This is a genomic window from Natrialba sp. INN-245, assembly GCF_009807105.1.
In the GTDB taxonomy this organism is placed as follows: domain Archaea; phylum Halobacteriota; class Halobacteria; order Halobacteriales; family Natrialbaceae; genus Natrarchaeobius; species Natrarchaeobius swarupiae.
The window spans coordinates 1-18701 of the sequence record NZ_WUBV01000011.1 but is presented as its reverse complement, the minus strand read 5'-3'; the positions used below and the strand labels follow the sequence as shown (position 1 = coordinate 18701).

Sequence of the window (18701 nt, the reverse complement as noted above, 5' to 3'; positions counted from 1 at the left end):
ACAGAAGGTAGTGCCACCGTCTCGAGGCGCTAACAGCGGAAGTACTGGAAACAGTGGTGTTTCTTGGTGAGACTTGAGTTACCCCACACAGAATGTAAATTCCATCTTGTGGGGTAACCCACACTAAGAGTATCTCCATTGAAACCCAATCGGTTGTCTGCACTGGTTTCGGTCGGTAAGACACACCTCTATCGATTTGATTTGAGTCCCCATCGCAGTACACGCACCCCTATCGATTTGTTCAGGGAAGCCCCAGTCGGCATGCACACACCCCTATCGACTTGTTTTTCGCAATTACTGAGAATCGGTACGAAGTTGAGCCTGTACCACCGCTCGGAGTTCGTCATCATGTACGTCGTTAAACCGAGAGTCTTCACGAAGGGTATCCATGATCGTTGCAGGGCTCTCGGCAAACGAGAACTCGAGATAACTACCTGAGTGTGGACCCTGACTTTTGCGTTCGGATTCAACGAGCGAGTATGTCGTCAACTCCTTCATTTTGTTGACGTACGTTTCCTGGTGATACTGATCAACGTTGAGCGTATCTGTGAGATATCGATACACAGTATAGCCGTTCGGACTTTTCGCAGTCTTGTTGCCGGTTTGTCGAGCCACTGCTGCTGTCGCCAGTAAACAGAGTTTTTTCTGCGTGCTAATCCCACGGGTGACCTCGAGGACGCGGTTTTTTTCGACTTTGTCCTGAGCTCTTCGAACGTGAACTTCGGCCACCTGATCTGCAGCCTCACGCTCGGCAAGAGACCCTGCCGTCCGCATTAGGTCGATTGCCTTTCGGGCGTCACCGTGGGTTTGAGCGGCGAATGCTGCTGCGAGCGGGATAACATCCTCACTAAGTGCATTCTCATAAAACGCATCCGTCCGGTGATAGAGAATCTCTCGAAGTTGGTTGGCGTCGTAATCATTGAAATGGACGTCTTCGGGAGTAAACGAACTTACTGCACGGCTTCCTACGTTCGACATCATCGTGGCGTCATTCGTGATCGCCGTCACCGAAACGTTCGCCTTCGTATCTTCGGCACTCCCGGCTCGAGAGAGTTGGTAAAGCAATCGCGAAAACGCGGGTTCGTCGATGTCACGACGTCCGACCAGCATGTCGAGTTCGTCGAGAATAATAACCACGGTGTCGTAGTGTTCGTCGATCAGTCGATACAGTTCGCGCCACTTCTTTTTCGTTGGAATACCGTGTTCGGGAACCTCAACCGTAACACCAGCATCAGTAGCGACTTTCCGAGCGAGTTCATACACTGCCGAACCGAGCGTACCGACGTTCTGGCAGTTCATATGGATAACGCCAAAGCGAATATCTCGAGTTTCGCATAACTCAAGGATGTTCTCACAGACAGCGTTAATAATCAATGACTTTCCTGTACCGGATGGCCCATAGAGGAAGAGATTGGGCGGTCGCTCGCCGTTGATAGCAACGCGGAGATGCTGAGTGATTTCTGTTAGTTGTAGATCACGCCCGACAATGCGGTCTTCGTCGACGATCTCGTTGGGCTCGAGCAGAGAACGATTTCGGATAAGACTCGCAGATTCTTCCTGGTCGAGGATAAGATCCCTAATAGAACCCGTATCTTTAGACGGGGTATCAGAATCTGGGTCGTTTGGCATACAAAGACTCTCACAATGGATTGACTAAAGCCTTCCCCTATCGATATGATTTTTACCAATAGAAGTGTTCAGAGGTGTGTTTCCAGAGGTTTTAGATGAAGGAGAGAAAACCTACAACGACTTGTTTCAGTCAGAGTCTCACACCCCTATCGATTTGTTCCAGCCAGAAGGCGGTAAGCCAGCAAAGCAGAATTTTGGGTTTGCAGTGGGAGAAAAGACTGATCTTGTCTACGTCTCTTTTCTTCTTGTCTTCTAGACTAGAACTAGACTAGAACACACCCCTATCGATTTGTTTTAGTTGATACATTCTCTAGTTCTCATCATTTTAACCCTGGGGAAATAAAAGCCAGATGCACCTCTATCGATTTGTTCAAGGTAGCTCCCGTATCCCGTTTTTCTGGTTGGTCCTAGTTTGACTGTTTCGGAACTGTGGTTTCTATCTTCCAATTCAGGGATGTGGTATAGATTTGGATCAAAACAAATCGATAGGGGTGTCTGTGTAGGCCAAATCCATCATACTACTATCATCAAACGAAGGTTCTCGAACAACGCGCTGGTGTTGTGTTCCACCAAAGCGCCTCGAGAATGGAGTAGTTTCGTTGTGTGCTACGTTGGGTCGATCTGAGTCCGACCTACACATTACCCGTTCAACGTTCTTGAGCTTGTGTGATAGTTACCCCACACATCCCGGTCAATTGATCTTGTGGGGTAACTCTATAATTCGCTCGAAATGCTCTCCTCTTTTCGAAACTGGACCTCGACAGCAGACGCTACAAGGCGGTTTTTGTGCGCCAACAGGCGTGAGGCGCAACTCAATGTGCCTCGAGATCACTGATGAGTACAGATCAACCACTTCAGGGCGAACCGCATCGGAACTATCAATCCACCCAGACAGACACAAGCGATCGAGACCGCAGCTACCCAGGTGACGTTGCCCGCCTACACGGTCATGAACTCGTAGCCATTGACGAATGGCTTCCTGGCACTGAATCGTCACCATACGATATCGACCTTACAGAGGGCTACGAATACCGCACACGCTACTGGCGCTGCAAAAAGTGTGGACAAGAGCGTAACCGTCGAGACGAGTTCACCAATCCGTGTGAGGAACCACAGCCACCGTCTGCACTCGAGGCAGGCGAGTACTCGATTGACGAATCACGAACCCGTCGTGCACTCACCGAAGATATGGACGTTCGATTCGGCCAGAATGGGCCTACTTACGAGGTCTTCAGCGAGAGTGGGAGCACGTACGTAGTTGACATCGAGAAGGAAACATGCACCTGCCCAGATTTCGAACGGCGCCAGCCAGACGGGGGCTGCAAGCATCTTCGCCGTGTTGATCTCGAGATACGGACAGGACTCGTTCCCGCACCAGCTGGAACGTTCATTCGGTGAACAAACGGCTGCTGGTCAGATTACTAGCTAAACTCTCGTCTTTCGCTGTAAGCCGTCTTGACTCACAATGTACACACGGAAATGGCTAAGTATGTTGGCTCACAATGTACACATAATGAGCACGGATAAAAAACGTGTCCAGTTCAGGGCTCCAAATCGGCTTATCGACCGGACTGACGCACTCGCCGAAGTCTTGGGAGAAGATCGAACGGGCATCCTTGTGACTGCGCTTCGTGAATATCTTCAAGACGCCACTCACGACGATACACTCACCCAAGAAATCGCCGCAGCGTATTACGACGACGAGATCAGCTATGAGCAGCTCAAATCGCTCGTCGGGGCAGAAGAAGCTGCCAACTTTCGTGTGTTGAAACAGCAGCTTGACGAAGGCTTCGTCGACGAGGTTGCCGACCTATAGATGGCAGGATTAGTCGCAGATACTTCCACACTAGTGAGTCTCGGCATTACCGTGAACTCCAATCCGAATCCACTTTCGCTCTGCCTGGACGTCTATGATGTGTACGTACCTGACGAAGTCGTCGAGGAACTCCAAGAGATCGCCTCGTACGATGACGACCATGCTCGAGCCGCGAGCGCCGTTCTTGATCAAATTACCGAGATGACCGTGCAGTCAGTTGATCTCGATACCGAGTTCCCACTCGATGATGGTGAGAACGCTGCAGTCACACTTGCAAACAATACCGAGGCTCCACTTTTCCTCTGTGATGAGTTCAACTCACTTGGTCTGATTCACGCCTCATTGGCCGATACACGACTTGTGACGACACCAACGCTGCTCTCTGTGTTCGTTCAAACTGATCAATTGACGTCTGACGAAGCACTCACACTTCTCAGCGACATCAACGCTGCCCGAAGTTGGGAAGCGAACAGCTACGTCCAGCGATCTCGATCATTGCTTTCTGATTCCTAATTTCGAACAGTGACAGCCAGCTGGCGGCTGCAGGTGTCTTCGACGTATCAATCTCGAGATCCGAGCTGGACTCGTCCCAGGTTCAGATGGAATTCGGTAACTGAGACTACGAAGGCACTCACCCGAGGCGGTTTGTGGCCCCGAGAGGGGTGACGGGGCAAACAGGTAGTTGCCTCGTCGGAATATGATGGCTACAAACGAGAACTTCTGGCGGGGCAGTCCAGCCAGCTCTCGGCGCTGGCTCAGACGCTTCAGACACCATTATAACCATGATCGGACGAACCAGGCACTAAACGGTCGAACTCCCGTCGAGGAGGGGTGGAACTAGACCGTGCCGATATTCAGTCCCCATCGTTTAACCACAGTTACGATAGTTGGTGGGGAAGAGACGACCAGTACAGGGACTGTGAGAAGGAAAACGATCAGGGGGCACATTACAAAACCGTTCAACGTCGTCTTCTATTTCGTCGAAACAGCTCCAACGAGTAGAGTCCTGTCGACAGCGGCTGATGCACAACCGGGATACTCAACTACACGGTCAATTCGGCGAGTTCAGCCCTGGACAGCGGATCGATCGTGACTCGGTCGTCGTCGGCAGTGTAAAATATTGATACGGTCACATTTCGATCACTGTACCACTCCTCGAGGACGTGATAGTAGACGCTGAGCTGGATTCGATACTCCGACTCGGCGTGACGACCGAGATCGGTCTTGAAGTCGATAATCTCCACAGTATCGTCGGTCACGTGGACCAAGTCGATAATTCCGGACAGTGTGACCTGTGCACCGTCGACCTCGAGCGGAAGGTACGCTTGCTCTTCGACCAGTAGCTCACCAGGTAGTCCATCGAGGAACGTTTTGACGTGTCGCTCGTCGTCGCTTCCGGGTGTACCGTCTTCGCCGAGAGCGTAGTCTTCGGCGAACGCGTGTACGTGAGACCCGAACTCCATCCCTCTCCCATCGGAGACGTCCTCGTAGACGGTGTCGTCCATGAGCGAGTGTGGCGAATCGCCCCGGGGTCCCGCCGGTGCCGGAATGTCGACGCTGAACGCCGTCTGCGTCTCCCCGTCCGCGTCAACGGACGAAACAGCCGGCTCGATTTCGTCAATTTCGACCGGCAACTCCTCAAGGAATGTGTTCGGCTCCGCTCCCGCCGCGAACAACAGATGGTCTTCGGCGCGAGTCATCGCGACGTAGAGGAGGCGGCGTTCTTCGTCGTACTTGGTCGGCTGGCACATTCGGAGGACGTCGGCTCGCCAGTTGTCGTAGACGTGTGGCTCACCGTGGGCGTCGGGGTAATACTTCCGCTGACGGAGACCGATCGGCTCGTCGTACGTGATCGTTCCGCCGGACCTTCCGGACGGTGGAAATTTGGCGCTGTTCATGTTTCCGAGGATCACGATCGGATGCTCGAGGCCCTTGACGGAGTGTATCGTTTGTACGGTGACCGAATCGGGGCCGGCAGCAGCCGCCACTTCTTGGGTGTAGCCGTTCTCGACACCGTGTTCGACGATCCGGATCAGGTCGCCTCGTGTCATCGTCGTCGAGCGATGGATCGACTGAATCGTCGTGAGGACGACGTCCGCCGTCGACCCGTCGTAGCCGTAGTGATCAAACACACGCCGAGCAACGGCTGTATGGGTCTCGAGTGCTGCGAGATCGGAGCGAAACGCATCCATTTCGCTCGGATAGGCGTCGTGTTCGAGGATGTACTCGATTTCGTCGAGCGTGTAGCCGGCGCGCTCCAGTACGACGGCCCATCCTCGTTCGGCCTCCGAGTTGCCCTCGAGGATTCGTAACCATGCCAGCAACAGTTTCGCCTGATCGGTTCGGAAGAGTTCGATTCCTCCCTCGTACGCCATTGGGAAGTCGAACGTCTCGGCGGTCGCGAGCAAGTCACGACCGAAATCACGAGTTCGGGTGAGCACTGCGATATCCCCGTACGTCGGCGACCGTAGTTCTCCGTCTTCCTCGACCGCGTATTCGTCGTTGCCGACGATCTCCTGGATCTTCGTGAGGATTCCCTCATGTTCGTCGGCGTGTTGGAACGCCTCGATTCGCGAGTGGTCGTGATCGGTGTTCGAGAACAGCGAAACGATCCGGTCGTAAATCGACTCCCGGTCGATCGACTCTCGACTACTGCCCGGGGCCACGAGCGCGTGCTCGGAGAAGTCGAGGATGGACTGCGTCGAGCGATAGTTCTGCTCGAGTTCGATCGTGGTGACGGGCTCGAGCGGAAACGACACTCGCTCGGCATTGTCGTTTAACTCACTGGCAAAGCGCTTTAATCGAGAGTCGAACTCGACGATGTTCTCGATTGTCGCGTACTGGAACGAATAGATACTCTGTTTCCAGTCACCGACGACGCAGAAATTGTCCGTCCCCGAGAGCAGTAGTGCGAGCTTGAACTGGATCTCGCTCGAGTCCTGGAACTCGTCGATCATCACGTACTCGAACTCCAGTGATTCGCGGAGTTCGCCGTCCTCGCAGCACAGGACGAACGCGAATAGCTGAAGGAACGAGAAGTTCAGATAGTTTCGTCCGAGCGCGAATTCGAGGTATTCGAAGTAGACGTCGTGGACGAACTCGATAAGATACTCACGGTCCTCGGTAAAGGCCCGATCGGCGACGTCTTCGGGAACGGACTTCGAGCCATACTCACCACGGAGTTCTCCCCGATCGGGTGCGTTCGGCAGATAGCACTTGTTCGTGCCATATCGGCCGAGACTCGAACGGAGTTTCGACTGTTTGTTCCCCTCGTTTCGCGGTCGATTCAGCTCGTCGAAGACCGTTTTGAACGCGTCAAAGTCGCCCTCGAGTGTGTCTCTGGAGTCACGATACCAGCCGTCTGCGGTCGGAAAGATACCTTTCGACGCGAGATTGTTGATAAGTGTGAGCAGCTCCGTCGGATCCGAGAGGCAGCGAAACTGGTCATCATATTCGTCGTGATCATCGCTAAATCGGTCGACGAACTCGCGGAAGTACTCCCGTTCGATCGTCTCGTTCTCGAGGACCTGCGTCGATCCGGTAATCGCGTCGTCGATGCCGAGATACGAGGGGGCGTGAAAGCCGTGTTGATCGAGGATATCGTTACACAGGCTGTGGAAGGTCTGAATCGGGGCGTCGTTCAGCGCCCGCATATCGTAATCGCAGCTGGCGACGATTCGATCTTTCATCTCCGTCGCCGCGTTACGTGTGAACGTGATCAACAGGACGTCGTCGGGCTCGATGTCGCCCTGGTCGACGATGTTCGCATACCGATGGGTCACCGTGAACGTCTTTCCGGTCCCGGCACCGGCGTCGACGAGGTACAGCCCGTCCGTGTTCTCGATGAGTCGTTTCTGACGTTCGTTCGGTGACAGCCTCTCGTCCAGCGACGCGTCGGTCGCCGACGTCATCGACTCACCTCCGTTTTCTGGGCTGTGGCTGAAGTTGCAGGCTCATTCTGCGTGTCGTCTGGAGCGGATCGTGAGTCGGTGAGCAGCATATCGCGGTTGTTCACATAGCGGTAGTTCGGCTCGCCGGCGCGGCCGTCGACGGGAAAGCGATCTTCGCCACGACGGTAACAGTTCAACTCCTCGATCTGCTCGTCGACGAAGCGTTCGAAGCCGTCGAGATCTTCGACGAAGAAGCCTTCCTTCCGATATCCACAGAGATGTCTGAACGCCTGCACGCAACCGTTTTTGACGTACTTGTAGTCGCCGACGTCGTCACTCATCTGATCGACGAGTGCCTCGCCGAACAGTGAGCCCGCCATTTCGTCTGCATCCCTCGTTCTGGGAACCTCGTGGGAATCGAACACCGTCAGATACGTTTCGTAGCTGGTCTTTGAGAACGTCTTGTTACAGTCGTTGGCGGCGTCTTCGCAGAGCGCATCGAAGACCGTCCGGGACTGCACAAACTCGTCGAACGCGATTGGGTGGTACGTCACCGTCGTGAGACAGTCCTCGAGGGAGGCGCCTCCGGTGATGACGTCGTCGATCGTCTCGAGGAAGTGAAAGAACGTGAACTCCAGTCGCTCGTCGGGCTGTTGGTGTCGCCAGTAGGTGAGATAGAGTAACGCCTGGAAGTTTGGCCTGTCGCTCGGCGTCTCAATCGAGGCGTGTTTCGTGACCTGGGATGGGGCGTTCCTGCGTCCGCTCTTGAAATCGACCAGCCGCGTTGGCGACTGGACGAGGTCGATTTTCCCTTTGAGTCCGAGGCTCTCGTCTTCGAACCAGCGTTCGGTCACCGGTGAGTCGATCGCTCGATCGAAGTACTCCGCGAAGAAGTTTCGTCCCCAGCCGCTCGAGGGAGTCAGGAACGTCGTTTCGGATGGTGCGTGCTCGTCGAGGTACTCACAGATCGTCTCCAGTCCGATCCGATATCGCGTTCGTTGTGTCTCGATATCGACGTCCCGGTGGAACGCACGCGTCTCCTCGACCATGACCTCGACGACCTCCTCGAGGCAATCATCGTCGATAGCCTCGGGATGAGCAACGACGAATTCGGCGAAGTCGTGGAAGAGGTTCCCCTCGGCGAAGTAATGTTTATCAGGCGTCTCAACGAGTCGCCCGAAGAAGTAGTCTCGCGGGGAGTTCGCGTACGCGTTGAGACTTGACTGACTGATCGTCTCGATGGATTCGGGTTCGACGTCCGCGGCAAGTGGTTCTTTCTCGAATCCGTTCCCCGTCATTCGACCCGGTCGCGTGTGGCGAATCGACTCGAGGTCGCTGAAGCGCTCGAAGTCGGTCTCGAGGAGATCTTCGAAGTACAGACACGGCGTGACGGACGAGCCACCGGCCGAATCCTGGACTAGATAGTACTGTTCGACGCCGCTCTGGAGGAGCGACTGGAAGCTCTCGATGTTTCGCTCGTATTCCTCGTCTCGATCGACCCATGGACGGTTCGGGGAGTCGTGCGTCCAGCGTTCGTCGAGCCCCAGATAGAAGACGACCGGTCGGTCAACGAACGAAGCCGATTTTGCGTCCGCCAGTAGGACCCCTTCGTTGTCCCGATCGATCGGTATGTCGTAGGTCTCGAGATAGAACGTGAGCTGATCGATCGCCTTCGGAGTGATCGATTCCTCGAGCACGTGCAGTTTTTCGAGTTCGTCACGGAACACCTCGAGCATTCGTCCCGTTCGATCTTCGTACGCATTTAGCGCCTCACCGAACGTGAGCTCGTTCGCTTGCCTGATGAACTTCTGCAGCCAGTCGACCGCCGAGTCGTCGACGTCGGAGAGGCACTTCTCGTCGTGTTCGACGGGAACCGTCGCACCGAGACACGAGAGCAAGGGCTTGACGGACCGGATACGGGTATCGGAGCCAGCAGTCGTACAGCGGAGCAACTGGACGAACGCGCGGTGGTCGCGCTCGTCCATGAAGCCAGGACCGCCGTAGTACGGAATCTCTGCCGTCTCGAGTGCTGATTCGACGAGTGGCGAGTACTCACTCCCAGCGTCGAGCACGATCGCGATGTCAGTTGCGTTTTCACGCGTGACGGTATCGAGTACCGCGTCGACGATGGCCGCTGGTGACTCGAAAATTCGGAACGGCGGCATTTCGAAGGGAGTCTCAGTGAATCGGTCGATCGAATCGTACTCCGCGGGAAGAATCGAACGCTCGAGGTTCGTCAGTTGGCGTTCGCCGACGACCGCGACTGACTCGTCTGCACCGACGTCAATCTCGTAGTCCGTGAGCAGTCGCGAGGACGTCTGCAGTGAGTCGACGATATCGACGACCGTCTGCGTCGGTGGCGTATCGAACGCTTCGTACTCGAAAATTCCGTCCGCAGTTTCTTCGTACTCCCAACACTGGAGGACGTTCCCGACTGTGTAGGCGATCCGCTTCCAGCTCAACTCGGTCTCGTCGATCACCTCGAGAAAGGCGGTTCGGTCCTCTGCAGTTTCTCGCCGTCGCGTTGCGAGCCGTCGGGGTGTGATCGCGAACGGGCCAAAGTGTGGGCGCTCGAGGCGCCGGTTGAGAGCGTCCGCGAGCGGTGAGTCGGGAACGATCACGAGGTCGTAGCCGACGACCTCTTGATACAGCCGATCGATCGGTTTCGACTGCTTGAATAACACGATGCATAGCGGGTTGAATTACTAGACAATAAGTTTGTATGTCGGCTGTTACAGATTGTCTTCTCTGATATACCCGATGTCACGCTGGCAACCGAGAATCCGGGCATCGATCGATGCGGCTCTTTCCACGCTCGAGAAGGTACACAAGAGTAGACGTTGGTGAACCGACATATTGCGTCGGGTTTGAGTGCCGTGCTGTTTTTGCGAAACCAACCAATCGGTTCGTCAACTCCGGATTTCTCGAGATTGCAGTCAGGATCACCGCAGAGTGAGGCCTTAAGCAGTCTGATTCGTTATCAAAAGCCGCCGCTGTCTAGTCATTCACCAGAGCCGTCTGTATTGGCTGGATGGTCATCCGCTATCAGTTCTCAAAACTCGAGTTCAAAGCCTGCCATAGAAGCTCGTGAAGTACCCCCTGAGAAGTGTGCAATCGAAGTGGGTAGAGACAGGAGAGCTTCTCTCTGGCTAATTTCTTCAACTGTTTTGGTCGGTGTGTTTTTTGAGACCCGCTAACGGGTAGCGGTCTTTCCGAATATGGGAAACACCGTATCAACAATGGCTACGAGCAGCTGCACCCGGGAGACGTTCGACGATTCGGATACCCGGAACGACGAGATGCACAGTACGATCAATACGTGGATCGAGGACCTTGTCGACGCAGTCGACAACGCCACCTCGAGCGAGCAGTTCAGGGAATGGCTGGACGTCCAGAGCCGCTTTCACGACTACTCTCATCGGAATACACTCTTGATCCACCTCCAGTGCCCACATGCGACTCACGTCGCTGGCTACCGAACGTGGCAAAATGAGTTCGACCGGCACGTGAAAGAGGGCGAAACGGCAATCTGGATCTGGGCACCAATCATTGCGAAACAGTGCCCTAAATGCGGGAATTCACCATCATATCACGAGCAGAGCGACTGTGAGTATGACGAGACGCAGCCGGATGAGTGGTCAAAGGGCCTTGTGGGCTTTCGGCCAGCACCCGTGTTCGATGTATCCCAAACGGAAGGTGAGTCCTTGCCGACACTTGAAACAGAAGCAACAGGAGAGGCCGATGAACTGGTACCAGCACTCCTCGAGGCGGCGTCCTCGATCGAGGTGACTGTAGAGATCATTTCATCGACGGAATGGTCTCACGGCAGCGCAAAAGGCGTCTGTCAGTATCGTCTAGGGACGCAGCCACTCGTCGAAGTGCGTGATCGTGAAAACGGGGCTGATCTCGCGGTCACACTCGTTCACGAGTATGCGCATGCCCTGTTACATGGTGGTGGCAAGGATGAAATCGAGCGCTCGAAACGCGAACTCGAGGCCGAAGCCGTCGGCTACATCGTCGGGCGGTATTTCGGATTGGACACAAGTGGATCAGCGTTCTATCTCGCGGCCTGGGAAGGGGACGAGCCGGAAACAATCCTCGATCGACTCGAACGAATCGGTTCGACTGCCCAGGAGATCATCGACGTCATCGAGGAGGTGAGTGACCATGCGTGATGGTGTGCTTTTGCTCGAGATTATCGAGGCACTCGAGGAACAGGGACTCGGTCGAGATGAGTACCAACTGCAGCGGGTGATCGACGTCGAAGCACTCGAGAAAGTTGTTGAATCGGCGCATACACATTCCGAACTCGAAATTCGGTTTTCGGTGGGTGAGTTCCGTGTCCTGATTACAGAATCCGATGTAACCGTTACCAGATCATTGTAGAGTGGGCACATACGAGGTGAACTATCCTATGAGGTGATCGCCGTTCGCGATCTGAACGAAGCTGTCGTATCAATAACCTCCGTCACAAGAGCGATTTGCGCTACCGCACTACACCCAGTTCAAAAACGAGGTCGTGAGTCAACTGGTGTGTGACAGTCCCGACGAGCGTTGGCGACTGACTGGCAGTGAGATCGAAGCGGTAGTTGGAGTGGAAACGAGTGAATTCATCACCCCATAGCAGGATAGCGAGACCCCGCTATCATCTGAGTGGCTGTTGGGCACGTGCCCAACATACTTATGGTGTTGGGCGATAAACCAACGGGTGAGGGATGGGCCACGAACTCACGCACCGCTACACCCACGTCGAAGCCGGGCTCGTCGAAAACGTCGTCATCCGACGGACGACCGACACAGATGCCTACCCGTCCGGCTGGAAGTACACACTGCACCTGGGAACGCTGCAAGATTTGACGCTCATCCGCTACGATAACGCCCACGAAGACACCAAAGGCCACGAACTCCACACCGCTGCCGGTGACGCAGACGTCGAGTTCCCCGGTATGGAAGAACTCGTCGTCGAGTTCTGGGCCAGTGCTGACGAATACTGGGACACCATTGGTGGCAACCCGCCGCGTCCCTATTGACAGAAGACACAACACACATCCAACACACCCGAACATGACCACGCTTCACATCACCGTCGGCGACCGAGCACAGCTCCGAGAGGATACGCTCCAGTTCATTCGGAGTGCCGAGGCTGACGAACTGGATACAAGCGATGAGCGTGCAGTACTCCAGTTCGGGACCTATGACGATCTCGTCGACAGCCTCACTCCACTGCGCCTCGATCTCATCCAGGCGATCGCCAAAGAGCGCCCATCAAGTATGCGTGAGGGTGCACGACTCGTCGACCGCGACGTCTCCGATGTCCATGCAGATCTGAAACAGCTGGAGGTGCTGGGTATCCTCGAGCTCAAGGAGGGTGGCCCTGGCGGAGCGATCCAACCCGTTGTCCCATTCGACAAAATCGAGATGCACATCGACTACCCCCTTCTCGACGACGTCGACGTAGACAGCACTCCCGCCAGCGCAGATTAGCCACTTGTTTTTCACCCTCTGAAAGGGTGCGAGGTCTATCAAAAGGCTCTCGTGGAGAACGTATGTCTGACTCAAAGCAACAACCAAGTCGAGCAGTTGAATCGCCGTCCAGTCAAGAACGCACGGACCGAACCGAGTACGTCAAGCGAAGCGATGTTGGCGTCTCACTCACTGTAAAACTGACTCGCGGCACCGGGACTCGGGATCAGGACAAGATCACCCCAAAGTGAAGGCGAAAACGCTCGAAGACGCCCGTGAGGACATGGAGACGCTACGAGCGTGTGTTGCGTACGAGAATGCGAATCAGCAGCGTGTTCGGATTCTTAACCAGTTCGAGCAGCAGGCCGACGAAATCCGCACACAAGACTGAATCATTGCTCGTGGAGGCTGTTTTTCACCCCCGGGAGGGGTGCGGGGGTCCGACTGAGGCCACCGCAGAAACCCATGCGAACAAACAACGTAGCACCAGCGTCGCCAGACGCTGAGACGACATGGCTCCTGAAGCGAGGTATTGCCATATGACCCGGTGTAACGAGTGTCGGCTACCGACCTGTACGAGACTCACCCGCGATCGGGCAGGATACGCTGGCCGGTTCTGTTCGGACAGCTGTGAAGTCCGTTATGAGCATCTGCAGGCAGACGCTCGAGATGCCACTCGAGAAGGTGCGTACTGATGCTCGAGCAGATAGACCACCGGGGCAAGCGCTTCACGATCGATGATGTTGGCACCGTCGACGAAGCCAACGCCGACGGCTGTCGCCGGGTAGACGCACTCGAACGTCAGGCCCAACGAGAACTCTGTGAACTCGAGCGTGCAAGAGCAGTCGCTGGACCAGCCGGTATGAATCCCGACGTTGAGGTGCTCGAGCGATGACGCTAGATGATCTTGATCCACACGACGTCCCCGGATCGGATCGCGCACTTGGTGTCGACGATCCGATTCCTGATTCCGAGTACGGTGACCAAGGGCACTGTCCAGAACGCAGCGCCGTAGATGGTGGCCAAGCTCCCATCGACGAACTGCACGGGGCACTCCTCGAGGCCGAACGCACCCTCAGAAAGCTCGACGAGCAACTGCCCGATCCACTGACGCTCAATAGTTCACTCACTGAAATCCGTGCCACTGCAGATGCGTATACTCGACTCGATGCTGGGTATCGCGAGGATGAGGAGTAGGTCAACGAACTCAGCGAAGCCGTTCACCGGAGGTGCGTTACTCGCCAATCTCGAGTTCGGCAGCGATCTTGGACGGTTGTATGTCATAATCAATTAGGCGATTAGTCGCCAGCTGCCAAGCTCTGTTCGCAAGTTCTGGGTTGGCTTGCTCGTAGTGAACGGATAGTTCGGTGAGTGCAAGCGCAGTAAGTAGGTCGTCGTGTTTTTGGTCGTTGGTAGCGGACATCACCGAGATTGGCTTCGGTATCTCATATAAATCTCAGTACGCTGGTGAGAGAGAGTCGAAAAGATACCACACATCGCCCCACGAAGGCTGGAGGGGCACCGCACGTGCACTCTTCAAACTATGGCTTCAGACCGCATCAGCGAGACACGGTCAGATCATTGAGCAGCAACCAACCCTGACAGTGAGGCACCGTGGGCGAATCTCGAGGTGACGGTTCCGACTGGTCAGGATCAGGCGTCAGTCGTCACACTCGTAGAGTGCGCCCTTGTCGAACTCATGCACGAGGCCGTGGGTGCCGTCTTCGTCTCACGGTAGGTCGGGCGTTCGACGCGCACGCAGTACGTCGCCGTCGACGATGTCGGCGAGCAGTTCGATAAGCGGGCGGCGATCGTAGATCCGTGGTCGGACCCAGAGCGAGAGGATCCTCGTGCAGAACTGACGCAGGAGCAGTTGGCTGTGGTGAACAAGCAGTCAATGCGGCTGGCCGAGAAGCTGGATGGCTGGTCGCGAGCAGCGATTGGTCGGCGACTAGGTGAAGCCGTCGCCGGTGGGAAAGACCTGATGAGTGCAGTCGTCGGGGTGTTCGAGGAGTTGCAGACGGCGGCGGGACAGGTGGTTCCCATCGGGATGCTCGAGGGCGTCAATCGGAAAGAGGTGAGCACCGAAGGTACTGTGACGCAGCTGTGGGAGCCGTCGAGTTCAGCTATTTCCTAAGTGGGACTCATCGAAGACGAGAGCGGTCGTACGAAGGTGACTGTCTGGGAGAAATCAAATCAACCCTGGATCGAAGAGGGCGAGCGGGTTCGCATTCATGGAGCGGCGAAGAACTGGTACAACGGGCGCGTCTCGGTGGCTCTGACCGGCTGGAGTACCGTGCATTTTCCCGAGCGCGGTCGGTGGTGGGAGTAACCGACCGTCGCACCCTTCTTTTTTGCTACGTGCCGGACCAACCCAGACCCCATCTCCCCACCCTCCGCTCCGTGCTCGCTTCGCTGCGCGCGCAGCCACAACCTCGTGACGCAGAACAGAGATTCGCGGTGGTCTTGTCGGTAGATCGTTGAGAGATAGTTTTTGCGCCTGAAGTAGTGAAACGCAGACATACTGCTAGCGTCCTGATTTTCGATGGAAGCAAAAAAGTTGATCAGGCGTATATTCACCCCGGGTTCTTATTTCAGTTGAATACACAGTTGCGGCTATGAGTCAATTGGACGCTGTAGACGCTCTTCTCCAAGAGTGGCGCGAGAAAGCTGACGAACTCGAAGACCAACCACAAGAGATCAAGCAACAGCAGGACAGTTTCTACAAGGGTAGCTGGGATGCAGCGCGTGAACGTGCTGAGCCAGAGCTAAAGCGGAAGGCGGTACAGGATTGTATCGACGATCTCGAAGAGAGCACCACCACTGACGAGTTCATAGAGTCATTAGCAGATTGGCGGAAGGAAGCTGATGAGCTGGATAAGAGGATCTTGGACTCCAACGAGTGGTTCAGAAAATCCACGAGGAGATTCCAATTAGAGTCCTGCATCGAAGAGTTTGAGGAAACATTTCCAGACGACAACTTCAAGGAGTGCTTTCGATGTGGTTCTTTACAGGAGCCGATTAGTGATAAGAGACGTAGTGAGGGATTCCGGTGGGAATGTGTGGAATGCGGACATTAGACTCATTTATGGAAGCCTCGATAACCGCTGTCTGATCTAAAACTTGTAATCTGAGAACGGATCGGATTGGTGTGACTGCTGCTGGAGCTTGGAGACGTCAATCAAATCTCGTAGGTTGATGTCGGTGTATTCGTCGATCAGGATGGCGATTATGATGAGCAGAAAGATAACTGCTCCTACGTCTGGGTTGAGTCCTTCGCTGATCGATTCTCGGCGTCGAACCGTGTTCTGCTGTTCACGGGATAGACTGTCAGCGGTCTCTGCTGCTTCTCCAACCCACTCACCAATGTTCTCTCTACCGTTGTCTCGTTTCCAGTCATAGGTCGAGAAAATACGGGCTAGCGTACGCACTTGGTCACCATCCTCAACAACGAATTTCTTCAATGGGTTTGTCCCGCTGAAGTCGGTACTGCCTTCCCTATCCTTCAGAGAATGAATTTTCACACCGACGATGCCGTTCCCTCTTTCGATGCTCTTCTTGATTTCGTAGTGAACCCAGTCTCTCTCTGCAGTCTCGTTACCGATCAGAATGACTGTGACAGAGGTACCGTGGAGCTGTTCGTTGATCCATTTCCGGATCTTCTCATCAGTTGCTCGTTTGATTTCCTCCTGCTCTGCAGCATCGAAGAATCCTGCTGCTTCACGGTCGTTGCTGGTCACCCAACTGTTTCGAACCTGGTTCACTCGCCATACGTCTCGGCCGTAGTGGAAACTGAAGAAAACTCTTCTAACCAAAGACCGTCCCTCCGTTGATGCAGATCAGGATTACTGTGTAGATGATGAGTAGTCCAGCGATCGTGCCGTAAAATGTGAACATGGATCTGGTTGTCATCAGCTGAGTGGTTCCATTGACTTCGTCCTCGAACCGGGATGGGTCCATGTCGAATAGGTGATCGTCAGTATCGTCCCGGTTAAGCCGGACCCAGTCGAATAGTTCCCGGAACTTCCTTTCTTGTCTCAGGTAGTAGGCGTCGAGGTACCAGAACCCGATGAGAGGAATGAAAGCGGCGAATAACTGGAAGTTGTTCGTCCGGAATAGGAGTGCGACAACCACTAGGGTAACTGTCCAGCCCTTAATTTTGAATGAGTTGGATGCCTGCCTATCGATGATGTTCTGTATGTGCTCCAATTCTTGGTGGAAGCCATTGTCAGACGACATAGATTACAGGCCTGCTATTTGAGCAGCTTTCTCAACCCAATCTCCGAGATTGTTGTAGCCGTCGTCACGTTTCCAGTGATAGGTTTCAAAGATGTCGGAGAGATACTTCTTCCGTCCGTTCTCGGTGATATGCCACTTGTTAAGCGGATTCTTCCCTTTTCGAGCGGTTCGCCCGTTCTTGTCTTTGATGTTATGTACGTAGATACCGAGCAGGCCGTTACCCCGGTTGTAGCTTTTTTCGATTTCGCGGTTAACCCAGTCGCGGTTGTAGGTTTCACTGCCGATCAAGACGACAGTGACGGAAGTGTTGTGAATCTGCTTGTCGATCCAGCGTTCGATTGCATCTTCTCCCCCTCGCTTGATTTCCTCCCATTCAGCAGCATCAATGAACCCTGCGACCTCTCGGTTGTCGTGGGTCACCCAGCTGTTCCGTACTGGGTTGGTTCGCCAATGATCGCGCTCGTAGTGAAAGCTGAAAAATACTCTCCTGACCATGACTGTTCCCTTGATTCAAAGATAATATCCAACTGCCATATATCTACGGTATTTATACACCTCCATTGACCACACGCTGTTTTTATATTCTCTGACGTATCTCTAAAAGCGTCTTTGAGAAGTGGTACTCGATCTGATTTTCGAACGGTCCGTCCTCCGAATTATCAAGCGTTCGTTGCCCACAAACTAACTCAGGCTGGCGAGTTCCCCGTCCTCTAAGGAAAGAAACTCTGTAACGTAGTCTTCCAGCGTCGGGTTTTCAGCGGCGAAGAACTCTACAGTCCGGAACATCTCCTTGCTAAACCGCTCATAGAGCCCGTAGATATCTGGGTCAAGAAGCTCAGGGTTAGATGACACCAGTTCTTTTCGGGTCGAAGTCTGGATACGGTACGCGAACGAGAGATGGGCGTTCAAGCCCAACAAAAACACCGACAAACTAGACTGTCGACTCTGATCGGATTGGGCAATCGTCTTTGCACTCACGGTCGAGAAGTCGAAATCCACGAAATAGTTCCTGTCTAACAGTAACCTGTCTGGCTGTATATTGTGTTCGCTGTTCACTAGACCAATGAGACGGATAAGACAAGGAATACACTTGCCACAGTTGTAGGGGTGTCCGGCAGCGTCCCTTCCTTGTGACAATTCACGTGGATGTGGACAAGTTCGAGTAAAGAAAATATCCTTTTTGTTTGGGATGCAGTTGATCACCTCTCCCTTTGTATAGTCAATGAACGGATTGCTGATTTGCACTTGACGGTCCGAAAATAGTTCGTCAAAAGTTCGGTTCAAGCTCTTTACGAACAGTGGGTGGACTGTGCGAGTCGTCGTCCAGCCAGATTCCAGCGAGGAGAACCGCGAGAGGACACCATTCTCGGGAACGTAGATATCATCAACATCGAGGGCTACTGCGACAGCGGCGGCAAAAGCGAAGTACATGAATGACCGAGTGAACTGTGTATTTTCGTATGCAGAGAACTCCTCGTCGACACCTATTGAGGTAAGGTTGCCATCGAAGAGATGGTCAAAATTCCGCACTAGATGCCCGACGTTTCGGCCATGATTCACACTGACAAATAGCCCGTTGCACGATTTCGAAATTAGCTCCGACCTATCGCGGTGTAGTCACTAGCGTCTAAATAGTCACTTTAACTAGACTAGAAGTCGGATCG

At 54.3% G+C, this 18701-nt stretch carries 17 protein-coding genes and 3 pseudogenes; 13 read left to right on the top strand and 7 right to left on the bottom strand.

All coding sequences use genetic code 11. The features are described 5' to 3' along the window. Positions 1-294: 294 nt before the first annotated feature. On the bottom strand, positions 295-1629 hold the full coding sequence (locus GRS80_RS03540; protein ID WP_160046356.1) for an orc1/cdc6 family replication initiation protein: 1335 nt from the start codon (positions 1627-1629) through the stop codon (positions 295-297). An 834-nt stretch (positions 1630-2463) separates the two neighbouring features. On the opposite strand from GRS80_RS03540, the gene GRS80_RS20575 reads away from it, so the two are divergent. The 4 genes and pseudogenes from GRS80_RS20575 to GRS80_RS03520 form a co-directional block, all read left to right on the top strand. Next, positions 2464-3027, top strand: a complete 564-nt coding sequence (locus GRS80_RS20575) for a hypothetical protein (RefSeq protein WP_160046355.1) — start codon at positions 2464-2466, stop codon at positions 3025-3027. 115 nt (positions 3028-3142) lie between these two features. Further along, complete coding sequence (locus GRS80_RS03530; RefSeq protein WP_160046354.1) at positions 3143-3445, top strand: hypothetical protein; 303 nt, start codon at positions 3143-3145, stop codon at positions 3443-3445. After that, positions 3446-3958, top strand: a complete 513-nt coding sequence (locus GRS80_RS03525) for a hypothetical protein (RefSeq protein WP_160046353.1) — start codon at positions 3446-3448, stop codon at positions 3956-3958. A 202-nt stretch (positions 3959-4160) separates the two neighbouring features. Then, positions 4161-4286, top strand: a pseudogene (locus GRS80_RS03520) (IS6 family transposase); the annotation flags it as partial. A gap of 202 nt (positions 4287-4488) precedes the next feature. On the opposite strand, the gene GRS80_RS03515 reads toward GRS80_RS03520, so the two are convergent. Together GRS80_RS03515 and GRS80_RS03510 are read right to left on the bottom strand one after the other, a co-directional pair. Beyond that, on the bottom strand, positions 4489-7356 hold the full coding sequence (locus GRS80_RS03515; RefSeq protein ID WP_160046352.1) for an ATP-dependent DNA helicase: 2868 nt from the start codon (positions 7354-7356) through the stop codon (positions 4489-4491). Then, positions 7353-10019, bottom strand: a complete 2667-nt coding sequence (locus tag GRS80_RS03510) for a PD-(D/E)XK nuclease family protein (protein ID WP_343161427.1) — start codon at positions 10017-10019, stop codon at positions 7353-7355. The genes GRS80_RS03515 and GRS80_RS03510 overlap by 4 nt, the downstream gene beginning before the upstream one ends. A 555-nt stretch (positions 10020-10574) precedes the next feature. On the opposite strand from GRS80_RS03510, the gene GRS80_RS03505 reads away from it, so the two are divergent. From GRS80_RS03505 to GRS80_RS03465, 9 genes and pseudogenes are all read left to right on the top strand, one after another. Then, positions 10575-11510, top strand: a complete 936-nt coding sequence (locus GRS80_RS03505; RefSeq protein WP_160046351.1) for an ArdC-like ssDNA-binding domain-containing protein — start codon at positions 10575-10577, stop codon at positions 11508-11510. After that, a complete protein-coding gene (locus GRS80_RS03500; protein WP_160046350.1) occupies positions 11503-11721 on the top strand; it encodes a HalOD1 output domain-containing protein in 219 nt (72 codons plus the stop codon). The genes GRS80_RS03505 and GRS80_RS03500 overlap by 8 nt, the downstream gene beginning before the upstream one ends. 329 nt (positions 11722-12050) lie before the next feature. Then, positions 12051-12365, top strand: a complete 315-nt coding sequence (locus tag GRS80_RS03495) for a DUF6516 family protein (protein WP_160046349.1) — start codon at positions 12051-12053, stop codon at positions 12363-12365. A gap of 34 nt (positions 12366-12399) precedes the next feature. Next, positions 12400-12819: a transcriptional regulator gene (locus tag GRS80_RS03490; RefSeq protein WP_160046348.1), complete on the top strand. Its 420-nt coding sequence runs from the start codon at positions 12400-12402 to the stop codon at positions 12817-12819. 62 nt (positions 12820-12881) lie between these two features. Continuing rightward, a pseudogene (locus GRS80_RS21055) lies at positions 12882-13189 on the top strand (hypothetical protein). 303 nt (positions 13190-13492) lie between these two features. After that, positions 13493-13693 carry a hypothetical protein gene (locus GRS80_RS03480; RefSeq protein WP_160046347.1) on the top strand — a complete coding sequence of 67 codons (201 nt, stop codon included), beginning with the start codon at positions 13493-13495 and terminating at the stop codon, positions 13691-13693. Continuing rightward, positions 13690-13995, top strand: coding sequence for a hypothetical protein (locus GRS80_RS03475; RefSeq protein ID WP_160046346.1), 306 nt, complete (start codon positions 13690-13692; stop codon positions 13993-13995). Before GRS80_RS03480 ends, GRS80_RS03475 begins: the two co-directional genes overlap by 4 nt. A 589-nt stretch (positions 13996-14584) precedes the next feature. Next, positions 14585-15130: pseudogene (locus GRS80_RS03470) on the top strand (DNA-binding protein); the annotation flags it as partial. Between the two features lie 286 nt (positions 15131-15416). Further along, positions 15417-15878: a hypothetical protein gene (locus GRS80_RS03465; RefSeq protein WP_160046345.1), complete on the top strand. Its 462-nt coding sequence runs from the start codon at positions 15417-15419 to the stop codon at positions 15876-15878. A 36-nt stretch (positions 15879-15914) separates the two neighbouring features. Here the strand turns inward: GRS80_RS03465 and GRS80_RS03460 are convergent, their stop codons facing one another. The 4 genes from GRS80_RS03460 to GRS80_RS03445 form a co-directional block, all read right to left on the bottom strand. Next, on the bottom strand, positions 15915-16613 hold the full coding sequence (locus GRS80_RS03460) for a TIR domain-containing protein (protein ID WP_160046344.1): 699 nt from the start codon (positions 16611-16613) through the stop codon (positions 15915-15917). Then, positions 16606-17037: a hypothetical protein gene (locus GRS80_RS03455; protein WP_160046343.1), complete on the bottom strand. Its 432-nt coding sequence runs from the start codon at positions 17035-17037 to the stop codon at positions 16606-16608. Before GRS80_RS03455 ends, GRS80_RS03460 begins: the two co-directional genes overlap by 8 nt. A gap of 3 nt (positions 17038-17040) precedes the next feature. Continuing rightward, positions 17041-17532 carry a TIR domain-containing protein gene (locus GRS80_RS03450; RefSeq protein WP_160046342.1) on the bottom strand — a complete coding sequence of 164 codons (492 nt, stop codon included), beginning with the start codon at positions 17530-17532 and terminating at the stop codon, positions 17041-17043. 186 nt (positions 17533-17718) lie between these two features. Further along, complete coding sequence (locus GRS80_RS03445) at positions 17719-18567, bottom strand: 7-cyano-7-deazaguanine synthase (RefSeq protein ID WP_343161426.1); 849 nt, start codon at positions 18565-18567, stop codon at positions 17719-17721. Positions 18568-18701: the final 134 nt, after the last annotated feature.